We start from the raw sequence: 19,983 nt of genomic DNA, 5'->3' as shown, positions 1-19,983 counted from the left end.
CCGGATCGGGGAACCATGGATTGCGCCTTAAAGTGTCGGGTTTGTCGTGACGGGAGTACCGAGCGAAGCTGTCCGTTGCGCCTGCTGATTGACCCACACGGTCCAGAAATTTGCCACCGTCGCCCAGTTGCCGCTGGTTTGCGCCAGCGCAGCTTTGGCGCCCGGCAAATCGCCGGAACGCGCAAGCGCTACCCCCAGACGGCTATTGACCCGGGCTGCGTCGACCCCGCCCTTGCTCAGCGCCAATTGATATTGCGCCACGGCAAGCGGGAACTGGCTGAGCGAGAAATAGGCATCACCAGCCGAGGCCGCTGCACTGCCATCCTTCGCCGCAGTCGCTTTCTTCACCTGGGCGGGAAGCGCGGCAATGTCCTTCTTCGCTTTGACGCTGATCGACTTCAGCAGCGCTGAGGTCACACCCTCGGTTGCCGTCAGCTTCCCATTGGACCGCGCCGCTTCGATCACGGACATTGCTTCCGCTTCATAGCCGCTCTTTGCGGCGAGGGCAGCATAAGCCTGCACGTCGCGTTCGCTGGCAATGGCGCCTGTCGCGGACTGCAGCCGATAGAGGTCCAGTTGTGCCTGATGATCAAGCCCCGGAGCTGCCTGAAAATTGATCAGGCCAGAGCGCCAGTTACCTGCCGTCGGATACAATGCCAGCTTCTGCTGGGTCCACTTCGCGACATCCGCCCATTTCTTGTTCTGATAGGAAAGAGATATCGCCCGGTCGAACCATGCTTCAGGAACCGCCTGCCCGCTCGCCTGCTGCTGGGCGACGGCCTGTTCAAGAAATTCCAGCCCCTCGGCCTGCTTCTTCTTTTTGATATTTGCATCGGCCAGAATGATTGTCGTCTCGACCGGGGTATAGCCCAACTGGCGCGCATAATTGACCTGCGCGATCGCGTCGTTATGTTCGCCCAGATAATAGGAATAATATCCTGCCAGGTAACGCAGATAGGGAACCTGCGCTTCAGGGGCAGCGCCGCTCTCCAGCATATCGGTCAACGCGCGGCGGATCGCCTGTGGATCGTTGCGACGTTCGGCATACTGAAACTTCAGAGACGCCGTGACGTATTTTTCGAGCGCGTTGGTGGGCTGCAGCCCCACGATCTGGGAATTGGCGGTGGACATATCGCCAGACGCAAGGGCCGACTTGGCAGCATTTGCCGTAGACCGGAAAGCGTCGGCCATGGCGACCTCGGATTCCTTGTCCTTGATCTTCTTCGCGGCTTGCGCCGGCGTTGCCGAGATGGCCACCGCAGCGAGGGCGAAACAAATTGCTGCAATATTACGTCCGTAACCCATGCGACCGATCCGCATATACTCTCCTTAACCCTGCGCAGCATAAGCCGATACGCGAATGGTGCAGTGCTAGTCCTTCACCCCAGCGGGCACAAGTGGTTGTCGATCAGTCCCTTACCCTCCGCAAGACAAAAAAAGGGCGCGACATCATATCCGATGCCGCGCCTTTTTTTACGTTCGCAATCAGGCAGCCGATTTCTTACTCAGCCACAACAACCAGAATTGCGCAATTTCCTTCCGCGTACCGGTCGTCACCTGTTCGAAGGCGGACTTGGCGCCAGCCAGATCACCAGACATCGCCAGTGCTATGCCCAGACGCGTGTTCACTTCACCGGCATCGACCGATCCCTTCTGAAGGGCCAGCTTGTACAGTTCAGCAGCCTTGGCGTAATCGCCATAGCCCTGATAAGCACCCGCGGTGAAAGCCGCCGTGCGGCCATTCGCAGCCTTCGCCGCTTCGGCAGCCGCAGACGGTAGCGAGGCCTTATCGGATGCGATTTTCGCGGTAGCCTGCGTATAGAAATCACTCAGCTTGCCAGCAGGGAGCTTTCCGCTTGAGCGTCCCTGATCGATGACCGATTTGACTTCACCGAACAGCGCCAGTTTGGACGCCGTATCGGCATATTCGGCGTAGTCATATTCGCTTTCCAGCGCGCTAGTCTGCGACATCAAGCGCAATACATCGAGATTTTCACCCGATGTCATGGAGCGGTTGCGATCCTGGAAGGTGCGCAACAACTGACGCCAGTTCTTGCCCGATGGATCGCCGTCCACCTGATACAGCGCCCATTGGGGTGCGTCTGGCGAACCGCTCGTGTACGCCATGGTGAACCCGCGGTTGTACCAGCCTGCCGGAACAGCAGCGCCTGCAGCCTTTTCGATTTCAATCGCCTTCTTCAGATGCGGCAAGCCCTGAGCCGCGATCGGCTTTGCTGCCGGGGGCAACTGGCCATTGGGCGTTGCTTGTGAAGCAGCCTTTTGAAAATATGCCTCAGCCAGCATGAGATGCGGATTGCTGCCAGGATAGTTCAGTTCAACCGCTTTCTGGAAATGGGCGATTGAAGCGTCGTAATCCTTGGCCTTCATCGCAAAATCGCCTGCGAAGAACTCGTACTTCGGCAACTCCTCTGCAGGCGCACCGCCGCTGGCGAGCATGCCCTCGATAGCCTGTCGCTGAACGGCAGCGTCCTTTGCGCCCAGTCCAATGTTCAGACGAATGACATTCAGGTTGAACAACTCATCCGGCGTTTTGGCGAATGGCTCGGCCTCAGCGATCTTCGCCTTTGCACCTTCAAAATTGCCCGCCTTGACCAGATCCTGCGCGGCCACTGCGGGAGCAGCGAACTCCTTGCTCATCTTCGGGGCGGGCGCTGCCTTTTCCTTCTTTGCCTTTTGAGCGAACGCAGGAGCAGCGGTCATCGCGAGACCGGCCACGCCAAGCATCAGACCTGCGGTCAATTTGGAAACAGAACCCATAAGACTACTCTCCTCAAGAACAACGACGCATAGAATCGGTTTTAAACCTACAAAGGGAAAACCCCGCGCGCCTTGCCATGTTCCCTTGGGAATTAGGCAGGCGCGCGTGAATACCCGTTGAACGGCGATATAGAGCGCAGAGAGCGCTCTGTCATGGGTGATGCTGCGATCTGGCGGCACAAATTACCCACTCATCGCGCCTATGGCGGTCCCACCGCATGATTCCGCGCGCGTACGCGCGTGCGCGAGGGGTGACAGGGCGTTTGCGCTACGCTAGGGTCGGAACGACATAGAAATGTAATCCACCACCCAAAAAAGAGAATCGCATTGACCGACGAGACCCTCCTCGCCGACCCATCGGACATCAGCCCGATCAGCATCGTCGACGAGATGAAGACCAGCTACCTCGACTACGCCATGTCGGTAATCGTGAGCCGTGCGCTGCCCGACGTGCGCGACGGCCTGAAGCCTGTTCACCGCCGCATCCTCTACGCTGCGCATGAAGCAGGCTATGTCGCTGGACGCCCCTATCGCAAGTGCAGCCGTATCGTCGGCGACGTAATGGGTAAATATCACCCGCATGGCGACAGCGCGATCTACATGGCGTTGGCCCGTCTGGCGCAGGACTGGTCGATGCGCGTCATGCTGATCGACGGCCAGGGCAATTTCGGGTCGATGGACCCGGACATGCCCGCAGCCATGCGTTACACCGAAGCGCGACTGGCCAAGGTGTCGAACAGCCTGCTCGAAGATCTCGACAAGGATACCGTCGACTTCACGCCGAACTACGACGCATCGGAAAGCGAGCCGCAGGTGTTGCCGGCGCGCTTCCCCAACCTGCTGGTCAACGGCGCGGGCGGCATTGCCGTCGGCATGGCCACCAATATCCCGCCGCATAACCTCGGCGAAGTCATCAACGCCTGCCTTGCCTATATCGACAATGGCGGCATCACTATCGATGAGCTGATCGAGATCGTTCCCGGCCCCGACTTCCCGACCGGTGCGCTGATTCTGGGCCAGTCCGGTGCGCGCCGCGCCTATCATGAAGGGCGCGGATCGATCATCATGCGCTCGCGCCATGTGATCGAGGAAGGCCGCAACGACCGTCAGTCGATCATTCTGACGGAAATCCCCTATCAGACCGGCAAGAACGGTCTGGTCGAGAAGATCGCCGAAGCTGCCAAGGACAAGCGGATCGAAGGCGTCAGCGACATTCGCGACGAATCGAGCCGTCTGGGCGTACGCATCGTCATCGAGCTTAAGCGCGATGCCACAGCGGAAGTCGTGCTTAACCAGTTGTGGCGTCACACGCCTGCGCAGGCGAGCTTCCCCGCGAACATGCTCGCGATTCGCGGTGGTCGCCCTGAAACGCTGAACCTGCGCGACATCATCGAAGCCTTCGTGAAGTTCCGCGAGGAGGTCATCACCCGCCGCACCAAGTTCGAACTGAACAAGGCACGCGAGCGGGCGCATCTTTTGCTCGGCCTCGTCGTCGCGGTGACCAATCTCGACGAAGTCGTGCGGATGATCCGCGCATCGTCCAGCCCTGCCGAAGCCCGCGAAAAGCTGCTGACACGCGAATGGCCCGCCGAACAGGTTGCGCCCTATATTCGTCTGGTCGAAGCTATCGAGACGGAGATTTCGGGTGACATCTATCGCCTGTCCGAATTGCAGGTCCGCGCCATTCTTGATCTGCGCTTGCATCGCCTGACCGCACTGGGTCGCGATGAAATCGGCAATGAACTGGCTGGCTTGGCGACCAACATCGCCGAATATCTCTCGATCCTGGAAGACCGCGCGAAACTTTACGCCGTCATGCGCGATGAGCTTGTCGCCGTGCGCGACGAATTCGCCACGCCGCGCCGTTCGACGATCACTGCCGCCGCCGATGGCATCGATGACGAAGACCTGATCGAACGCGAAGAGATGGTCGTGACCGTCACGCACCAAGGCTATATCAAGCGCACTCCGCTCGACAGCTTCCGCGCGCAGAACAAGGGCGGCAAGGGCCGCTCTGGCATGGCGACCAAGGATGAGGACGCCGTCACCAACCTGTTCGTCACCTCGACCCACACGCCGGTGCTGTTCTTCTCCACCCATGGCAAGGTGTACCGCATGAAAGTGTGGCGTCTGCCCGAAGGTGGCCCCGCAACACGCGGGCGACCGATGATCAATCTGTTGCCGTTGGCGACTGGCGAAACGATCCGCACCGTCCTGCCGCTGCCTGAAGACGAGGAAAGCTGGAAAGACCTGTCGGTCGTATTCGCGACTGCACACGGCAATGTTCGCCGCAACAGCATGGATGCGTTCGCGAATATCCCGAGCAACGGTAAATTCGCGATGCGTTTCGACGAAGACGCCACGGATCGGCTGATCGGCGTCGCGCTGCTGGCAGAAAACGATGACGCGCTGCTGGCCACTCGTCAGGGAAAAGCGATCCGCTTTGCCTCGACAGACGTGCGCGAGTTCCAGAGCCGCACCTCGACCGGCGTGCGCGGCATGGTGCTCAAAGAAGGCGATGAAGTGATTTCGCTTTCGATCCTGCACCGCTCCGGCGCGACACAGGAAGATCGTGAGGAATATCTGCGCTTCGCACCTTGGAAGCCAGAAAAAGAAGGCGAAATGCGCGATCAGGAACGCTTCAATATGATGCGTGAACATGAACAATTCATCCTGACGGTCTGCGCCAACGGCTATGGCAAGCTATCCTCGGCCTATGACTATCGCCGCACCAATCGCGGCGGTCAGGGCATTACCAACATCGACAATATCGGCCGCAACGGACCGGTCGTCGCCAGCTTTGCGGTCGTCCATGACGATCATCTGATGCTGGTCACCGATCAGGCAAAGCTGATCCGCATGGGCCTTTCCACGATGCGCGTGATCGGCCGCAATTCGGCGGGCGTGCGCCTGTTCAACGTGGCGGACAACGAGCATGTCGTCAGCGCTGCGCGGATCGAAGATAACGACGAGGATGAGGCGGAGGGTGCGACGACCGAAGCGTCAGAGTGACGCTGAAGTCTCAACCCGTTCGCCCTGAGCTTGTCGAAGGTGCTACTGAAAGACAGTGAAGCATGTGCTTCGCTTGCGCTAAGCAGAAGGCTTCGACAGGCTCAGCCCGAACGGGTTAGAGGTTAACTGCCCCGCACCAAAGTCACCTGCGCCACGTCGATCCCGCCGCCGCGGAACCCGCCTTCGCAATACATCAGATAGTATCGCCACAGGTTCACGAACTCCGCGTCGAAGCTGCCGGGAAGCTGCCCAGAGTCCACCGCCACATCGAACCGTTCGCGCCAGATGCGCAGCGTTTCGGCATAGTCCTGCCCGAAATTACGCTGATCCTGCCAGGCAAACCCCTGCGCCTCCGCCAGCGCCCGAAACCGGCTTTCCGACAACAGCAGCCCGCCGGGGAAGACATAGGCCTGAATGAAATCGATGCTGCTCGCATATCGATCGAACAAGGCATCATCGATGCAGATATACTGGATCGCCGCCCGCCCGCCCGGTTTCAGCAACCGATGGATCGCAGCAAGATAATCGGGCCAATATCGTTGCCCGACCGCTTCCACCATCTCGACGCTCGCAACCGCGTCATATGTGCCGATGGCGTCCCGATAGTCGGTCAGATGCACCTGCGCCTTGTCGCCAAAGCCTGCATCGGCCAGCCGATCCCTGGCGAACACTTGCTGCTCCGACGATAAGGTCAGCCCGTCATATCGGATGTCCGCCGTCTCCAGCGCCGCCTGCGCCAACGCGCCCCATCCGCACCCGATTTCCAGCAGCGCGTCGCCATCCTTGAGCGTCAGTCGGTCCAGAATGGCGCGCGCTTTGCGCTGCTGCGCCATCTCCAATGTATCGGCGGGATCATCGAACAACCCACTGGAATAATGCAACTCTTTGTCGAGCCACAACCGATAGAAGTCATTACCCAAGTCATAGTGAAAGGCGATATTACGCCGGGACCCGGTAAGGTTGTTCCGCCGCAGGAACTGGACCGCTTTACCGATCCACCGGTTGATCCCACGCGCCCGGGCCGTTGTTCCCAACGTTCGCCCATTCGCCATGAACAGTGCAAACAACGGCACCGGATCGGGGCTGCTCCATTCCCCCAGCGTCCAGGCGCGATAAAATCCGACCGATCCACCCAGACCCAGCCGCACCAGCGCACGCCAATCGCGCAGATGGACGATACAATATGGCCCATCGGCGCGACCGCCCAATATCCGCGTAGTGCCATCGGGCAGATACGCCTCCAGCGATCCCGTAACCAATCCCGCATCGATCCGGTCGAGCACGCCCTGAAACCGTCCGGCGATCATCCGCGCAAACGGGCCACCGCCGGGCAAAATGGCGCCGCCGGCCGTGACCATATGGCGGCCGCGCTTGGGGGGCTGTGCGTTCATGATGGCTCTCTAGCGCCGGGTGAGGGTCGGGATCAATCAGGCTTTGACATGGGCATGCGCGGCAAGCGCTCTTTCGCGCGCTTCACGATGGCCGATGATCTTCTTGGGATAAGCGGAAGGTCGGCAACCATGCGCCTCAGGATCGTGCACCGCGTCTCCGCTTACGCCCGCAAGCTCTGGAACCCATTGGCGAATATAGTCCCCAGCATCGAATTTTGGCGACTGGGTCAGCGGCGCCATAATCCGCACGAACATATTCGCGTCTACACCGCTGCCCGCCACCCATTGCCAGTTCGTGGCGTTGCTGCCGTAATCGGCATCGACCAGCGTATCCCAGAACCATTGCTCGCCATGTCGCCAATCGATCAGCAGATGCTTGATGAGGAAGCTCGCGGTAATCATCCGCACGCGGTTGTGCATCCAGCCGGTCGCCCAAAGCTGCCGCATCCCGGCATCGACGATGGGATAGCCTGTGCGCCCTTCGGTCCACGCCTTGAAATCCGCGCCTGCCTCGCGCAAATCGCGCCACGGCATAGCATCGAACTGCGGTCGGCCATTGTCCTTGCCATAGGTCGGCAGCTGCACGATCACGTTCTGCGCATAATCCCGCCAAACGATTTCCTTCAAATAAGTCTCGGGGTTACCCCGCACCTTGGATATCGTGTGCCACACCGCCGCAGGCGAAATTTCACCGAAATGCAGATGCGGCGACAGCCGCGAAGTCCCTTCCTGCGACGGCAAATTGCGCGCCTCGTCATAGGCCACCGCCTCAGGCGCAAAGTCCTCCAAACGGCGCGCTGCGTCCGCTTCCCCGGGGGACCATTCATCGGCAAAGCCCTTCGCCCAATCCGGCTTGCTCGGCAGCAACGCCCAGTCCTCAAGCACATCGCTCTCCGGCCACTTCGCCGGCGCAGGGATTGCCTTGGGCGCAGCGCGCGGCTCGGGCGGCGGCATGTGCTGACTAAGTGCCCGCCAGAACGGCGTATAGATCTTGAACAGCCCCCCGCTCCCCGTCCGCACCGTTCCGGGCGGCAGTAGGTAATTGCCGTCATGCAGGCACAGGTCGAGCGCTTCGCCCACCTGCTTTTCCGCATTCAGCCACCAGGGTTCGTAATGATGCAAGGCATGTACGCGGGTGGCGCCAGTCTCTTCGGCGAGCGCCGCCAGAACCTCGACGCTATTGCCCTGCCGCAGGATCAGCCGCGACCCCTTCTCCCGCAACGATGCATCCAGACTTTCGAGGCTATGGTGCAGCCACCAGCGCGAGGCACCGCCCATCTTGCGATGCTTGGGCGTATCGTCGTCCAGTATGTAAACCGGGATAACCGGCCCCTCCTCCACCGCCGCCAGCAAAGCGGCCTGATCGGAAAGGCGCAGATCGCGGCGGAACCATAGCAACACAGGAGTCGTCATCCACCGCCCAATGCCCGGATGCGGCGCTACGTTCCACCTCTATCGGAGATTGCGGCCCTAAGCCTTCGCCACGGTCCAGGTCTGACCCTGCGACACCAGTTTCTGAATGTCCGGCACCTTCCCCTTCGCTGCCATCGCGTTCTGCGCGATCACAGCGCTTTCGAAAGTCGGCGCGGGATCGTCATACAGGACGCCCAGCGCCATCGGGAACAGGCCGAACGGCATTTCCACCAGCATGTGCGCGAGCGAACGGTTCGTGACATCATGGACGATCACGTCCGCCGCCTGCCAGTCGCCATCCACCACATCGACGACCTTGAGCGTCAGCTTCTGCCGGTCCAGCGCAATCCCCTTCGTACTGCCGACCTTCATATTGCCGAACAGCATCGGCTTGCCATTCTCCAGCCAAAGCTGCCCGTCGTCCGCTTTCTTCTTCTCGGTGAAGTCAGCGAAGACGTCCTTGTTATAAACGATGCAGTTCTGGAAGATTTCCACGAACGCCGCGCCTTTATGGGCGTGGGCGGCTTTGAGGACATCGGGCAGCTTCTTCGACACGTCGAAGCCCCGCGCCACGAACCGCGCGCCGCTACCCAGTGCGAACGCTGCCGGCTTAGCGGGGTGGTCGACCGATCCGAAGGGCGTCGAAGGGCTCCTGGTGCCTTCGCGGCTGGTGGGCGAGTATTGCCCCTTGGTCAGGCCGTAGATCTCATTGTTGAAAAGCAGAATCTGGCAATCGAGGTTGCGACGCAGGATGTGCATCATGTGATTGCCACCGATGGACAGCCCGTCGCCGTCGCCGGTGACAATCCATACGTCGAGGCTAGGGTTCGCCAGCTTTACGCCCGTAGCAAAAGCAGGGGCACGCCCGTGAATGGTGTGGAAGCCGTAGCTTTCGATGTAGTAGGGAAAGCGCGAGGAGCAACCAATACCGCTGACGAACACAGTGTTCGCGGGCGTCGCACCGATCTCCGGCAAGGTGCGCTGCACGGCCTTGAGGATTGCGTAATCGCCGCAACCGGGACACCAGCGCACTTCCTGATCGGTTTCCCAATCCTTGGGCGTCAGCGTGATGGGCGTCATGTCGTTCATGGCAAACTTCCCTAAGGTCGCGCATATGCACGGGGTTCGGTCAGGCGAGCGCGGCGTCGATAGCGGCCTCTATTTCGGCGATGCGGAAGGGTTGGCCGGACACTTTGTTGAGCGGCCTGGCGTCGACCAGATACTGGTCGCGCAGCACCGTCTTCAATTGTCCGGTGTTCATTTCCGGCACGAGGATCGTATCGTAAGACTTTAGAAGATCGCCCAAATTTCTCGGCATGGGCCATATGTAGCGCAGGTGGATATGGCTGACGTCCAACCCCTTTGCCCGCGCGCGGCGCACCGCCTGATAGATCGGCCCGAAAGTCGATCCCCAGCCAACGATGGCGAGCTTCCCGCCTGCCTGCCCGATTTCCACCGCCTGATCGGGAATGTCGTTCGCAATGCCCAAGACCTTGTCCCGGCGGAGTTCGGTCATCGCCTGATGGTTTGCGGGGGAATATTCGATATGGCCGGTATCGACCTGCTTTTCGATGCCGCCAATGCGGTGCATCAGACCCGGCGTTCCGGGCTTCACCCAGGGACGCGCCAGCTTTTCGTCGCGACCATAAGGCAGGAATCCGCCTTCCTGCGGCTTTTCCATGAACGTCACGGGAAACGGTGTGTAGCTGGCCATGTCCGGCACTTTCCACGGCTCGGCCGCGTTGGCGATATAACCGTCGGTCAGCAGTATGACCGGCGTCATGTAGCGCGTAGCGATCCGCACCGCTTCGATGGCGCAATCGAACGCATCGGCTGGCGAGCGCGCAGCGATGACGGGCATCGGCGCATCGCCATTGCGCCCGTACACTGCCTGATACAGATCGGACTGCTCGGTCTTGGTGGGAAGCCCGGTCGACGGCCCACCGCGCTGCGAATTGACGATCACCAGCGGCAGCTCGGTCATGATCGCCAAACCCATCGCTTCGCCTTTCAGCGCGATACCCGGCCCCGATGACGAGGTGACGCCCAGTTGCCCGGCATAGCTTGCGCCAATGGCCGACGATATGGCCGCAATCTCATCTTCGGCCTGGAAGGTGGTGACCCCATATTCCTTGAGCCGCGAAAGGTGGTGCAGGATTGCCGACGCTGGCGTGATGGGATAGCCGCCAAAGAACATCGGCAGGCTGGCAAGTTGCGTCCCCGCAACCAAGCCCAGCGAAATCGCTTCCGCGCCCGTGACGGTGCGATACAGGCCAGCAGGCGCAGGCGCCGCGGCCACATGAAGCTGCTTGAGATCGAGCCCCCCGCCGCCGATTTCCGCCGTTTCGCCATAGGCGTGACCCGCATTCAGCGCGGCGATGTTGGCGTCTGCCAGTACGGGGCTTTTGGCGAACTTGCTCGTGAGCCAGTCGACGATTGGCTGGCGGTCGCGATCGAACATCCAGAGGGCGAGCCCCAGCGTCCACATGTTCTTGCAGCGCAACGCTTCCTTGTTGCCCAGACCGAAGGGTTTCACGCTTTCCAGCGTACGCTGCGAAATGTCGAACGAGAGCAACTGCCATTTGGCAAGGCTCCCATCTTCCAGCGGGTTGGCCGTATACTTTGCCTTGGCCAGATTGCGGTCGTTGAACTCTCCCGTATCGGCAATGATCAAGCCGCCCGGCTTCAAGTCGATCACATTGGTCTTGAGCGCCGCAGGGTTCATCGCCACCAGCACATCGGGTGCATCGCCCGCAGTGGTAATGTCGGTCGATCCGAAATTGATCTGAAACGCCGAGACGCCGAACAGCGTCCCTTGCGGCGCGCGAATTTCCGCCGGGAAATCGGGAAAGGTTGACAAGTCGTTCCCGGCCAGCGCCGTCGAAAGCGTGAATTGCCCCCCGGTCAGTTGCATCCCGTCACCGGAGTCGCCAGCAAAGCGGACAACGACCGCGTCGGGCGCGATGGGGGCCATCGGTATAATGTCGGGCGTGATCTGTGCGACGGTCGCCATAAACGCGGTCCTGTGCTCGATGTCCGGCCATCCGGTATGGCTTTCCTACGCCCGACGGACGGCCTATACAAAATAGTTTTCGTGGGCACGGCCCATGGGGAAGTTTCCAGCACGTGCCGTCATCGATAATAGCTCATCGCCAGCACACGCATGGCGTCGGCATGCCGGCGCGCCACGGCGTGCTGGTCGAGGCCATAGCCACCCCCCAATGCCGACGCGAGCGGGATGCCGCGCCGCCTTGCTTCCCCACCGACGAAACTGTCACGCGCGGCCAAACCGACATCCGTCAGAGCAAGCCGTCCCAGCCGGTCGTCTTCATGGGCATCCACACCCGCCTGATACAGAATGATATCGGGACGGCATCGATCGATCAGGCGCGGCAGCGCGTCTTCCAGCGCATCGAGATAGGCGTCATCGTCCGTGCCATCGGGCAATTCCAGATCGAGCGTCGATTGCGCCTTGCGCGCCGGGAAGTTCTTCTCCGCATGCATGGAGAAGGTCGTGACGTCATGCCGCCCGGCTAACAACGATGCCGTTCCATCGCCCTGATGCACGTCGAGATCGACGATCAGGACATGCCGCACCTGCTTTTCCGTCAGCAATCGGTGGGCGGCAATCGCCAGATCGTTGAAAATGCAATAGCCCGCGCCGGTATCGTACAGCGCATGATGGCTACCCCCCGCCCCGTTCGCCGCATAGCCGCGCTCAAGCGCCAGCCGTGCCGCCATCCACGTCCCCCCGCTGGTACGCAATGCACGGCGGGCAAGGGACAGCGTGATCGGAAAGCCGATGCGCCGCGCCTTTTCTGTAGGGACAGCGGCACTCAGCACTTCTCCGACATAGCCGGAATCATGCACCGCCTCGACCCATCCCTGCGATATCAGCGGGGCCTCATGCTCCGTCGGCGGGTCGGGATCGGCCCGAAGGATGTCGCGCACCAGCGTATATTTGTCCCACGGAAAGCGGATTGCACGCGACGGATCGGCATCCTGCCGCAAACTGTAATCCTGATGATGGACGAGCGGGAACATGCAGCCTATCTACCCAGCAACAGGAGGGCATTGGTGTTTGCGCCGATTCCCTCCGTTCGTCCAACATTTATCCATCGGCCCGGTGGCACACCGATTTGGCCGATCCGACAGAGACATCAGGACTTATGCCTAAGAAAACCGACCTTCCCTATCGGCCCTGCGTGGGGATCATGCTGGTCAACATGCACGGGCATGTGTTCGTGGGCCAGCGGATCGACAACAGGGTGGAAGCCTGGCAGATGCCGCAGGGCGGGATCGACCCCGGCGAGGAACCTCGCGAGACCGCACTGCGTGAGTTGAACGAGGAAACCGGTATCGACGCGGCGCACGTCAACATCATCGCCCAATCGAAAGAAGACTATTTCTACGATCTGCCCGACGAGTTGGTCGGAAAGATATGGGGCGGGAAATATCGCGGCCAGCGGCAAGTGTGGTATCTCGCACGCTTCGGCGGGAGCGACGACGACGTCAATATTCAGACGGCCCATCCCGAATTTCGGGCTTGGCAATGGACGCCGCCTGAAACGCTTCCCGAACTGATCGTGCCGTTCAAGAAGAAGCTGTATCGCGACCTGCTGAAAGAGTTCGGCCACCTTATCTGATCGCCGTCTTTGCGCTGGAATGGTCGTTCCAGCCGACCAAGTGGGTTCAAATATCGGCAGAAAACTGTACTATGCCGCAATGCATCATGGTTTTCGCGTTCCCGTACTGCTCTGTGCTGCCTTACTGACGGCGCCTGCCGTTAACGCGGGAACGGTTGACGGGCCGCCCCCAGCCGCAAAGTCCCCTGCCCCGCCGCCCCTTCCCGAAGCGGTGCGCAAAATGCTCGAAACGGCGATTGCCAGCGGCAATGAAGGCGACATCTCCGCCGTTTCGAAAATCGCGCAGCAGACCAACCCCGAAGCCAGCGCTGAAATTGCCGCAATGGTGAACGCGCATCGTGCGACCGTTGCAACCGCCCGCCAGGAAAAGCTGAGCGATCCCAATATGCTGGCTTTATGGGACGGACGCGGCGAACTGGGCGGGTTCCTGTCCACCGGCAGCGCGGAGGAAGTGGGCATCAGCGCTGGGATCAGCATCCAGCGGCAAGGGCTCAAATGGCTCCATAAAATTCAGGGCAGCGCCGACTATCGCCGCGCCAATGGCGCGACATCGCGCGAACGCTTCGTGGGTTCCTATGAAACCCGCTATCAGTTCGATCCCAAGGGCTATACTTATGGGCTGGGTCAGTTCGAACGCGATCCCTTCCTCGGCTATGAAAGCCGCTACACGGCATCCTTCGGCGTCGGTTACCGCGTGGTGCAGAACAAATCCCTCGATCTCTCAATGAACCTCGGCCCATCCGTGCGCTTCGTGGATTACACGCTCGATGAGACGGAAAGTAAGGTCGGTGCCCGATCTTCCTACGATCTGGCATGGAAGCTGACCCCCGCAGTGACCTTCCGCCAGAATGGGTCCGCCTATCTTGAGGATGAATTGAAGAGCGCGACTTTGCTCACATCATTAGACGCGCGCCTTATTTCGCGTGTCACCGCGCGGCTGTCATATAACGTGCAACGCGAAGCGGAAACGCTGCTGACCGACGGTCGAACCGATACCCTCAGCAAAGTGACGCTCGTCTACGATTTCTGACAATTGACGGGGGTGGAGGCGCACGCTCCCCTCTGTTAGAGTGTTGCCGATGAGCGCAATATCCTTATCCGAGCAGATCGTGATTGACGCTGCCGCCGCCGCGCCGATGCTGGCGCAGGTCGAACAGTGGTCGGCAGTGAACACCGGGTCGCGCAATCTGGCTGGACTGGCGACGATGGCCGGGCTGCTGGCCGATGCCTTTGCCATTCTGCCCGGCGATCTCGCGCTGATCGATCCAGCCCCGGTGGATGCCGTGGCTGCCGATGGGCAGGTCGTGCCCCTGCTTCATGGCCAGCATCTGCATCTGAAGGTCCGCCCCGATGCGCCCGTGCAAGTACTGCTGACCGGGCATATGGATACGGTCTTTGCCGCCTCTGACAGTTTTCAGGGATTGCGATGGCTGGAGTCGGGGGTGCTGAACGGCCCCGGTGTCGCGGACATGAAAAGCGGGATCGCGATCATGCTGGCGGCGCTGACCGCGCTGGAACGCAGCCCGACTGCGGCTAGCATCGGCTATGAAGTCGTCATCAACAGCGACGAGGAAGTGGGCAGCCCCGCCTCCGCCGCGCTGATCGCGCGCGCCGCGCGAGGCAAGGTCGCGGCCCTCACCTATGAACCCTCCGCTTTGCCCGACGGTACGCTGGCCGGTGCGCGGGCCGGTAGCGGCAATTTCTCGATCATCGTTTTCGGGCGCAGCGCCCATGCGGGCCGCAATCCGGAGGATGGCCGTAATGCCCTGCTCGCCGCCGCCGACATTGCCCTGCGCCTGAAGGCCGCAAGTGGCGTGACACCCGATGGGCGGGGCTTTTCCTGCAACCCCGCGAAGATCGACGGCGGTGGACCGAACAACGTCGTGCCCGATCAGGCGGTGCTGCGCGTCAATTTCCGCCCCCGCACCCCGGCTGACGAAGTGGCGGCGAGCGCACTCATTGACCGCGTGATCGCCGACGTCGCTCTGGAGCATGACGTCCTCATTCAGCGCCATGGCGGCTTCGGTCGTCCGCCCAAGCCGATGGACGACAAAGCGGAGCGGCTCTTCGGCCTGGTAAAACGATGCGGCGCGGATCTTGGCTTGCCGATTGCGTGGCGCGATACCGGCGGCGTGTGCGATGGCAACAACATCGCGGCCTGCGGCGTGCCAGTCGTCGATACGATGGGCGCGCGCGGCGGCAGCATCCACAGCCATGACGAATTTCTGATAACCGACAGCCTGTCCGAACGCGCACGACTTTCGGCGCTGACGCTGATGCGGATCGCGGCGGGGCAATTCGATAATAACGGGGGGATAGAGTGACATTCTTCATGCGACCGGCGCGACCGGACGATCTTCAGACATTGTACGAAATGGCAAAGCTAACCGGCGGCGGTTTCACGAATCTGCCGCCCGATCGCAAGTCCCTCTCGGCCAAGCTGGAGCGCACTGCAGAGGCGCTTGCCCGCCCCGACGACAGCATGACCGATGAAATGATCGTCCTCGTGCTGGAAAACAGCGAGACGGGCCAAGTACGCGGTACCTGCCAGCTCTTCAGCGAAGTCGGGCAGAAGCACCCCTTCTATTCCTACCGCCTCGGCACCCTGACCCAGCACAGCCGGGAATTGGGCCGCACATTCCGCGCCGAAATGCTCACCCTCACGACCGATCTGGAAGGATCGACCGAAGTCGGCGGCCTGTTCCTCCACCCGCGCGAACGCGCCGAAGGGCTGGGGCTTTTGCTCGCTCGCAGCCGCTATCTCTACATCCGCCAGCATCGCGCCCGCTTTGGTGACCGCGTAATCGCCGAATTGCGCGGCGTGATCGACGAAGCGGGCGGCTCGCCCTTCTGGGACGGTCTCGCCGGTCGCTTTTTCGGCATGAGCTTTCAGGAAGCCGATGAGTTCAATGCCATCAACGGCTATCAGTTCATTGCCGACCTGATGCCCAAGACGCCGATCTACACCGCGATGCTGACCGATCACGCGCGTTCGGTCATCGGCCTGCCCCATCCCAATGGCCGCGCCGCAATGCGAATGCTGGAGGCGGAAGGATTCAAGAACGCTGGCTATGTCGACATTTTCGATGGCGGCCCGACGATGGTGGGGCAGATCGACAGCCTGCGCACCGTCGCCGAAGCGCGCAACGTCACTCTGTCCGGCACGCATACGGAGCGCGGCGACAAGGTGCTGATCGCCCGCGGCAAACGCGCTGACTATCGCTGCGCCTACGGTCAGGTGGTCGAGGGGGAAGACGGCACCGCCGCACTCGACGCCGCCAGCATCGCGCTACTCGGCCTTTCGCCGGGTGACAGCTTTTCGATGGTCGGGCGCTGATCCATGGCAGTCACCGAAATCAATTTCGACGGCATCATCGGCCCCAGCCACAATTATGCGGGCCTCAGCCTCGGCAATCTTGCTTCCGCCAATAATGCCGGCGCGCCCTCCTTCCCGCGCCGTGCCGCGCTGGAGGGCATCGCCAAGATGCGCGCCAACATCGCGCTCGGCCTGCGTCAGGGCATCTTCCTGCCGCAGCGCCGCCCCGACCACCCATGGCTTGCCAGCCTCGGCACCGACATGGCGAGTGCTGAGCCGCATATGCGCGCCGCCGCCTTCTCCGCTTCGTCGATGTGGGCCGCCAACGCCGCGACTGTCTCCCCCGCCACCGACACCGGCGACGGCCGATGCCACCTGACTGTTGCCAACCTCGTCACCATGCCCCACCGCAGCCACGAATGGCCGCAGACGCTGGCGCAATTGCGCGTCGCCTTCCGCTCGGATCGGTTCGCTGTCCACGCCCCCGTCCCCGCCCCGTTCGGCGACGAAGGCGCAGCGAATCACATGCGCCTGTGCGACACCCACGCTGCCCCCGGCGTCGAGATATTCGTATACGGTCGTGCAGGCGGCGCCTTCCCCGCGCGTCAGCATGTCGAGGCGAGCAAGGCCGTCGCGCGCATCCACGGCCTTGACCTCGCCCGCACCCTCTTCGTCGAACAGTCCGAAGAAGCCATCGCTGCAGGCGCCTTCCACAACGATGTCGTCGCCGTCGCCAACGAGCGGGTGCTGTTCGCCCACGAACGCGCCTTTGCCCACAAGCACAGCTTTTTCACCGACCTGCGCCGCCTGCTCCCCTCGGTCGAGATCGTCGAAGTGCCCGACAGTGCGGTCAGCCTGTCCGATGCGATCAAAAGCTACCTCTTCAACGCGCAGCTCGTGACCCTGCCCGATGGCGCGGGCATGGCCCTGATCGTCCCCACCGAAGCGCAGGCGACCCCCGCCGTATGGCAATGGCTCGAAACGCTGCTGACCGGCAACGGCCCGATCCGGCAAGTGATCCCGGTCGACGTGCGGCAATCCATGGCCAATGGCGGCGGCCCCGCCTGCCTGCGCCTGCGCGTCGTCGCCGATCCGCTCGACATAGACGAGCGGTTTCTCGTCACTGACGCAAAGCTGGACGGCATAGCCGCCGTGATCGCAGACCATTGGCCCGAAAAGATTGCCCCCGCGGACCTCTCCGACGCTCATCTGATCGCAAAAGTCGAACAATCGTGGTTAACCCTTGTTGACCATTTGCAGCTTTCCCGCGACCTATGTGTTGAGGCTGAGACGGACTGATCGGGCGGCGGCAATCGCTCTCCATCGTCCCGCTTGTCTCGCTGGATCCGGGATCGCCATGCAAAAGATCAAACGCCTTTTCACGATCAAGACCAAGTTCGAAGCGTTCCTCGTGATCTACGCGCTCGCGCTGGGCGCGACCGAGCGCGGGATGGTGTATATGGACCAGTATCCCGGCGTCGGTGGGCGGTTGCTGGCACTCTGCTGCACCGGCGCGGTGTTCATGGCAGGCGGCAAGGTTCTGGACGCAGTGGACATGCAGCGGCGGTGGCAGTTCTAAAGCAAGGGTTGACCTTCGGGCGTCGGCAAAAGTCGGGTCAAGGTCGACGATGCCCCCTCACGAAACCCGCTTTCGTCAACCCGCTATCTCGTCTTCACTAGGCCCGAGTAAGGGAGCTAATGCACCCCAACGTCACCTTGAGAGATACAACAGGCTCATCGCTGTCTTGATCTTTATCAGACGATATTAGCTGCCCGACCAGAGCACTGGCGGGCAGCTAACCATGAAACGCAGGATTACTTAGGGAGATAGATTCCGCAAAGCTTGTTGCCATCTGGATCGCGGAAATAGGCGAGGTTGATTGTACCCATAGACGCTGTTTCGCGCGGACCGGGCGCTGCCTCAATCGACGCGCCGCCATTGGCGACTGCGGCATCGTGGAACTGCTTCACCTGCTCTGGCGAGTTGCAGGAGAATGCAACGGTGCTGCCGTTCGCGACGGTTGCCGGTTCGTCGTTGATCGGCTGGGTAACAATGAAATTCGCGCCATTCCCACTGTTGTAGATCAGGCGCGTGTGGCCACTGTCGGCTACGTTAACGATCGCTTCCCCAACTCCGAGGGTGCCAAGTACCGCGTCGTAAAAGCGCTTTGCCCGTTCGATGTCGTTCGATCCAACCATCGTGTGAAAAAGCATGCATCTTCTCCTACTCGGGCCATGTCATGATTGAACGGCGCCCGCGTTCGGGCAATAGCAGAATCGAAAGCACAGTCACGCTCGGATCAGGTCGACCTTGGCGTGTTCGAGCATAGTGGCGAGGATATTGCCTTGGGGATGGCGCATGCTGGACGCGGGTGCTTGATGGCCAGCGAAGGCGATCTGTCGATGGAACCGAACGCCCTGAAACTGTGTCAGGAGCATCATCGCTAAACTTCTGCCATCCGCCCGTCATCGTCATCCCGGCCGTCAGATTTGGTCGAAATGATCGGAAATGGATTCCCGCTTTTGCGGGAATGACGAAGGGTGGAGGGTCGCTGCCCCCCCCCCCCATCCAACCCCCACATTACCCTGTCCTACACCCCACCCGCTCCGCTAAACCCCCGCGCGTGCCCAACCTGACGCACTGCACGAAGTCCATGCCGCGCTCCCCTTCCGCCCTTGGGGCAGGACAGCCGAGCGGTAGTTCGATTTCACTATGTGTACTGGCGATGACGAAGCGGCACCAGCGGGACCGCAGCGCCTGATGCTGCACCACTATGTTTGTTTCAGGCGGGGAGCCTGTCGGCTGGTCTGAATTTTTTCGGAGAAGGAAGAGTGGAAGTATGGGCACCTATTTCACCGTTTCCTGGCGAAACCCAACTCTCCACCGTGCTCCTGCGCAGGCAGGAGCCCAGGGCGTATCGCGAAGGTCGTGCCCAACACTATGGACTCCTGTTTTCGCAGGAAAACGGCAGCGCACATTCCCCAAGGAAAACGCAAATGGGTGGTGACGTAGTGAGGCTTTTGAGGCTTTTCGCAAAATCTGCGGCCTTAAACCGGCACCGCGCACGCCCACCGAACACCACGCCCGAACACCTATGAGTGCTAACCTGGCGTCACCTGTGTCACCTTCCGCACCCCTACGCCCCTAAATCTCATACTCCGGCAGAAACTGCAGCGGAGGCATTTCGGCGCGGCTGGCGCGTTCGCTACGCGGCTGCATCTCGCCATACAGGTTGCGGACAGTTGTGCTGCCGGTCTTGACGAAGAAAGCAGGGAGCAGCCCGTGGATCATGCACGCGACGCCCCCGATCACCATCCGCACGCCGAATGATCCGGCGGTATGCGCATGGCCCCAATAGGTCTCGCCGACCCGGCGTGGATGATCGAGGAAAAACGTCTGGAACATGGTCCGGCTCTGGCCCCTTGC

General features: G+C 61.2%; 17 protein-coding genes. 7 read left to right on the top strand and 10 right to left on the bottom strand.

The window, feature by feature from the left end:
• Positions 1–27: 27 nt before the first annotated feature.
• Complete coding sequence (locus QMG56_RS10740) at positions 28–1,320, bottom strand: hypothetical protein (RefSeq protein ID WP_281822544.1); 1,293 nt, start codon at positions 1,318–1,320, stop codon at positions 28–30.
• A gap of 165 nt (positions 1,321–1,485) precedes the next feature.
• Positions 1,486–2,778 (bottom strand): hypothetical protein, encoded by a 1,293-nt coding sequence (locus QMG56_RS10735; RefSeq protein ID WP_230187384.1) that lies wholly within the window; start codon positions 2,776–2,778, stop codon positions 1,486–1,488.
• A 327-nt stretch (positions 2,779–3,105) separates the two neighbouring features.
• Here QMG56_RS10735 and gyrA point away from each other — a divergent pair, with 327 nt between their 5' ends.
• On the top strand, positions 3,106–5,790 hold the full coding sequence (gene gyrA / locus QMG56_RS10730; RefSeq protein WP_281822542.1) for a DNA gyrase subunit A: 2,685 nt from the start codon (positions 3,106–3,108) through the stop codon (positions 5,788–5,790).
• Positions 5,791–5,912: 122 nt separating this feature from the next.
• On the opposite strand, the gene QMG56_RS10725 is transcribed toward gyrA, so the two are convergent.
• From QMG56_RS10725 to QMG56_RS10705, 5 genes are all read right to left on the bottom strand, one after another.
• Positions 5,913–7,181: a cyclopropane-fatty-acyl-phospholipid synthase family protein gene (locus QMG56_RS10725; RefSeq protein WP_281822540.1), complete on the bottom strand. Its 1,269-nt coding sequence runs from the start codon at positions 7,179–7,181 to the stop codon at positions 5,913–5,915.
• Between the two features lie 36 nt (positions 7,182–7,217).
• Complete coding sequence (locus QMG56_RS10720) at positions 7,218–8,594, bottom strand: deoxyribodipyrimidine photo-lyase (protein WP_281822539.1); 1,377 nt, start codon at positions 8,592–8,594, stop codon at positions 7,218–7,220.
• Positions 8,595–8,651: 57 nt separating this feature from the next.
• Positions 8,652–9,683 (bottom strand): 2-oxoacid:ferredoxin oxidoreductase subunit beta, encoded by a 1,032-nt coding sequence (locus QMG56_RS10715; protein ID WP_281822538.1) that lies wholly within the window; start codon positions 9,681–9,683, stop codon positions 8,652–8,654.
• Between the two features lie 40 nt (positions 9,684–9,723).
• Positions 9,724–11,607, bottom strand: a complete 1,884-nt coding sequence (locus QMG56_RS10710; protein WP_281822537.1) for a 2-oxoacid:acceptor oxidoreductase subunit alpha — start codon at positions 11,605–11,607, stop codon at positions 9,724–9,726.
• A 119-nt stretch (positions 11,608–11,726) separates the two neighbouring features.
• Entirely contained in the window at positions 11,727–12,638 is a 912-nt protein-coding gene (locus tag QMG56_RS10705; RefSeq protein ID WP_281822536.1) for a histone deacetylase, read from the bottom strand.
• A 125-nt stretch (positions 12,639–12,763) separates the two neighbouring features.
• Between QMG56_RS10705 and QMG56_RS10700 the strand changes: the two genes are divergently transcribed.
• From QMG56_RS10700 to QMG56_RS10675, 6 genes are read left to right on the top strand one after another with little or no spacing between them, the layout of a single operon-like run.
• Entirely contained in the window at positions 12,764–13,240 is a 477-nt protein-coding gene (locus QMG56_RS10700) for an RNA pyrophosphohydrolase (RefSeq protein WP_230187377.1), read from the top strand.
• Between the two features lie 19 nt (positions 13,241–13,259).
• Positions 13,260–14,270, top strand: coding sequence for a YdiY family protein (locus tag QMG56_RS10695; RefSeq protein ID WP_281822535.1), 1,011 nt, complete (start codon positions 13,260–13,262; stop codon positions 14,268–14,270).
• A gap of 49 nt (positions 14,271–14,319) precedes the next feature.
• Positions 14,320–15,564 carry a hydrolase gene (locus QMG56_RS10690; RefSeq protein ID WP_281822534.1) on the top strand — a complete coding sequence of 415 codons (1,245 nt, stop codon included), beginning with the start codon at positions 14,320–14,322 and terminating at the stop codon, positions 15,562–15,564.
• Positions 15,561–16,577: an arginine N-succinyltransferase gene (locus QMG56_RS10685; protein WP_230187374.1), complete on the top strand. Its 1,017-nt coding sequence runs from the start codon at positions 15,561–15,563 to the stop codon at positions 16,575–16,577. The genes QMG56_RS10690 and QMG56_RS10685 overlap by 4 nt, the downstream gene beginning before the upstream one ends.
• A gap of 3 nt (positions 16,578–16,580) precedes the next feature.
• Entirely contained in the window at positions 16,581–17,855 is a 1,275-nt protein-coding gene (locus tag QMG56_RS10680; protein WP_281822532.1) for an N-succinylarginine dihydrolase, read from the top strand.
• A 58-nt stretch (positions 17,856–17,913) separates the two neighbouring features.
• On the top strand, positions 17,914–18,135 hold the full coding sequence (locus tag QMG56_RS10675; protein ID WP_281822531.1) for a hypothetical protein: 222 nt from the start codon (positions 17,914–17,916) through the stop codon (positions 18,133–18,135).
• 236 nt (positions 18,136–18,371) lie between these two features.
• Here QMG56_RS10675 and QMG56_RS10670 read toward each other — a convergent pair whose 3' ends face one another.
• From QMG56_RS10670 to QMG56_RS10660, 3 genes are all read right to left on the bottom strand, one after another.
• Positions 18,372–18,770 (bottom strand): VOC family protein, encoded by a 399-nt coding sequence (locus QMG56_RS10670; RefSeq protein WP_230187371.1) that lies wholly within the window; start codon positions 18,768–18,770, stop codon positions 18,372–18,374.
• 75 nt (positions 18,771–18,845) lie between these two features.
• On the bottom strand, positions 18,846–18,998 hold the full coding sequence (locus QMG56_RS10665; protein ID WP_230187370.1) for a hypothetical protein: 153 nt from the start codon (positions 18,996–18,998) through the stop codon (positions 18,846–18,848).
• A gap of 703 nt (positions 18,999–19,701) precedes the next feature.
• Complete coding sequence (locus tag QMG56_RS10660) at positions 19,702–19,962, bottom strand: DUF6356 family protein (RefSeq protein WP_230187369.1); 261 nt, start codon at positions 19,960–19,962, stop codon at positions 19,702–19,704.
• Positions 19,963–19,983: the final 21 nt, after the last annotated feature.

Source organism: Sphingobium sp. BS19, assembly GCF_027925545.1.
Taxonomy (GTDB): domain Bacteria; phylum Pseudomonadota; class Alphaproteobacteria; order Sphingomonadales; family Sphingomonadaceae; genus Sphingobium.
This window is presented reverse-complemented; position numbering and strand designations above follow the sequence as displayed.

Excerpts from the sequence above, each read along its gene's own strand:
- QMG56_RS10675 (WP_281822531.1), top strand. The coding sequence starts at position 17,914 with ATGCAAAAGATCAAACGCCTTTTCACGATCAAGACCAAGTTCGAAGCG.
- QMG56_RS10710 (WP_281822537.1), bottom strand. The coding sequence starts at position 11,607 with ATGGCGACCGTCGCACAGATCACGCCCGACATTATACCGATGGCCCCC.
- QMG56_RS10715 (WP_281822538.1), bottom strand. The coding sequence starts at position 9,683 with ATGAACGACATGACGCCCATCACGCTGACGCCCAAGGATTGGGAAACC.
- QMG56_RS10680 (WP_281822532.1), top strand. The coding sequence starts at position 16,581 with ATGGCAGTCACCGAAATCAATTTCGACGGCATCATCGGCCCCAGCCAC.
- QMG56_RS10740 (WP_281822544.1), bottom strand. The coding sequence starts at position 1,320 with ATGCGGATCGGTCGCATGGGTTACGGACGTAATATTGCAGCAATTTGT.
- QMG56_RS10690 (WP_281822534.1), top strand. The coding sequence starts at position 14,320 with ATGAGCGCAATATCCTTATCCGAGCAGATCGTGATTGACGCTGCCGCC.
- QMG56_RS10670 (WP_230187371.1), bottom strand. The coding sequence starts at position 18,770 with ATGCTTTTTCACACGATGGTTGGATCGAACGACATCGAACGGGCAAAG.
- QMG56_RS10695 (WP_281822535.1), top strand. The coding sequence starts at position 13,260 with ATGGTCGTTCCAGCCGACCAAGTGGGTTCAAATATCGGCAGAAAACTG.
- QMG56_RS10660 (WP_230187369.1), bottom strand. The coding sequence starts at position 19,962 with ATGTTCCAGACGTTTTTCCTCGATCATCCACGCCGGGTCGGCGAGACC.
- QMG56_RS10720 (WP_281822539.1), bottom strand. The coding sequence starts at position 8,594 with ATGACGACTCCTGTGTTGCTATGGTTCCGCCGCGATCTGCGCCTTTCC.
- QMG56_RS10700 (WP_230187377.1), top strand. The coding sequence starts at position 12,764 with ATGCCTAAGAAAACCGACCTTCCCTATCGGCCCTGCGTGGGGATCATG.
- QMG56_RS10665 (WP_230187370.1), bottom strand. The coding sequence starts at position 18,998 with ATGATGCTCCTGACACAGTTTCAGGGCGTTCGGTTCCATCGACAGATC.
- QMG56_RS10705 (WP_281822536.1), bottom strand. The coding sequence starts at position 12,638 with ATGTTCCCGCTCGTCCATCATCAGGATTACAGTTTGCGGCAGGATGCC.
- QMG56_RS10725 (WP_281822540.1), bottom strand. The coding sequence starts at position 7,181 with ATGAACGCACAGCCCCCCAAGCGCGGCCGCCATATGGTCACGGCCGGC.
- QMG56_RS10735 (WP_230187384.1), bottom strand. The coding sequence starts at position 2,778 with ATGGGTTCTGTTTCCAAATTGACCGCAGGTCTGATGCTTGGCGTGGCC.